Below are 1872 nucleotides of genomic sequence, written 5' to 3'. Positions count from 1 at the left end.
GGAGATGGAGCAGATCGTGGAGCAGGGCCAGCTGGAGAGCTTCTGCGACGTGCAGGTGGGCGACAACCTGGTTGAGAAGCTGCAGGCCGCGGTGCTGGTGCGCGACGGCGTGATCGAGGCGATCGAAGGTTCTCTCTGAGGTCGTCGCCGGCGCGGGAGGGCGCAGCACCGGGGCTCGTAAAATCCGCTCCACTGCTGCGGTGCACCCGTTGGCCACCCACGAAATCTTCATGCCCGCCCTCTCCTCCACCATGACGGAGGGCAAGATCGTGGAGTGGCTCAAGAAGCCGGGCGACCGCGTCGAGCGCGGCGAGTCGGTGCTGGTGGTGGAGAGCGACAAGGCCGATATGGACGTGGAGGCCTTCCAGGAGGGCTTCCTGGCGGCCGTGCTGATGCCCGCCGGTGGCACCGCTCCGGTGGGTGAAACGATCGGCCTGATCGTGGAAACCGAGGCGGAGATCGCTGCCGCCGCCGCCGCGGCCCCGGCAGCGCCAGCCGCTGCGCCAGCACCCTCTCCACCAGCAGCCGCTGCGGCCCCCGCCCCGGCCCCTGCAGCTCCGGCTGCCGCACCACCTGCTCCCGCTGCCAGGCCGGCCCCCGCTCCCGTGGCTGCGGCTCCGGCCCCGGTGGTGGCCCCCGCCTCCACCGCCAGCGGCCGGGTGGTGGCGTCGCCCCGGGCCAGGAAACTGGCCAGCCAGCTGGGTGTCGATCTCGGGGCCCTGCGAGGCAGCGGCCCCATGGCCGCATCCAGGCCGACGACGTGCTCGCCGCCACCGGCCAGCCGATCAGCGTGCCCCGCGTGGCCGAGGGCAGCGGCCCGGCGGTTGCGGCGGTTGCTGCCGGCGGCAACGGCGCCGCCCCCCAGGCCCCCGCTCCGGCCGGGGAGGCCTTCGGCCGCCCGGGTGAGAGCGTGCCCTTCAACACCCTGCAGAACGCGGTCAACCGCAACATGCTCGCCAGCCTGGCGGTGCCCTGCTTCCACGTGGGCTACACGATCACCACCACCAAGCTCGACGCTCTCTACAAGCAGCTCAAGGCCAAGGGCGTCACCATGACCGCCCTGCTGGCCAAGGCCGTGGCCGTGACCCTGGCCCGCCATCCGCAGGTGAATGCCGCCACCAGCGCCGATGGCAGCGCCATGAACTATCCCGCCGCGGTCAATGTGGCGGTGGCCGTGGCCATGGAGGACGGCGGCCTGATCACTCCGGTGCTGGCCAACGCCGACCGCACCGACATCTACGAACTGGCCCGCAGCTGGGCCGACCTGGTGGCCCGCGCCCGCAGCAAGCAGCTGCAGCCCGAGGAGTACAGCACCGGCACCTTCACCCTCTCCAACCTGGGCATGTTCGGCGTGGACCGCTTTGACGCGATCCTGCCGCCGGGCACCGGCGCGATCCTGGCGGTCGCCGCCTCCAGGCCCGGCGTGGTGGCCGGCAAGGACGGCTCGATCCGGGTGGCCAACCAGATGCAGGTGAATCTCACCTGTGACCACCGGGTGGTCTACGGCGCCCACGCCGCCGCCTTCCTCAAGGACCTGGCCCAGCTGATCGAGACCAGCCCCGAGAGTCTTGCCCTCTGATCCGGCCGACCAGCGGCTCTCCAGCTACGACTTCCAGCTGCCGCCCGAGCGCATCGCCCAGCGGCCGCTGGAGCCGCGCCACGCCGCCAGGCTGCTGGCGGTGGATCCCGTGGGAGAGGGTCCGCCGCCCCATGCCCGCCACCTGAGCGTGTGGGATCTGCAGCGGGAGCTGCAGCCCGGCGATCTGCTGGTGGTGAACGACACGCGGGTGCTGCGCGCCCGCCTGGAGGCGCGCCGGCCCAGTGGCGGCGCGGTGGAGCTGCTGGTGCTGGAGCCCTGGCAGCCCCGGCCCG

At 72.5% G+C, this 1872-nt stretch carries 2 protein-coding genes and 1 pseudogene; all 3 read left to right on the top strand.

Translation table 11 applies throughout. From position 1 onward, the window contains the following. The coding region (locus SYNGFB01_RS13430; protein ID WP_235300133.1) for a YlqD family protein at positions 1 to 139 on the top strand (139 nt) is incomplete at its 5' end. 91 nt (positions 140 to 230) lie between these two features. Next, a pseudogene (locus tag SYNGFB01_RS11185) lies at positions 231 to 1579 on the top strand (dihydrolipoamide acetyltransferase family protein). After that, the coding region (locus tag SYNGFB01_RS11180) for an S-adenosylmethionine:tRNA ribosyltransferase-isomerase (RefSeq protein ID WP_048018090.1) at positions 1569 to 1872 on the top strand (304 nt) is incomplete at its 3' end. The pseudogene SYNGFB01_RS11185 and the gene SYNGFB01_RS11180, both read left to right, overlap by 11 nt.

It is taken from the genome of Synechococcus sp. GFB01 (assembly GCF_001039265.1).
Taxonomy (GTDB): domain Bacteria; phylum Cyanobacteriota; class Cyanobacteriia; order PCC-6307; family Cyanobiaceae; genus NIES-981.
This window is presented reverse-complemented; position numbering and strand designations above follow the sequence as displayed.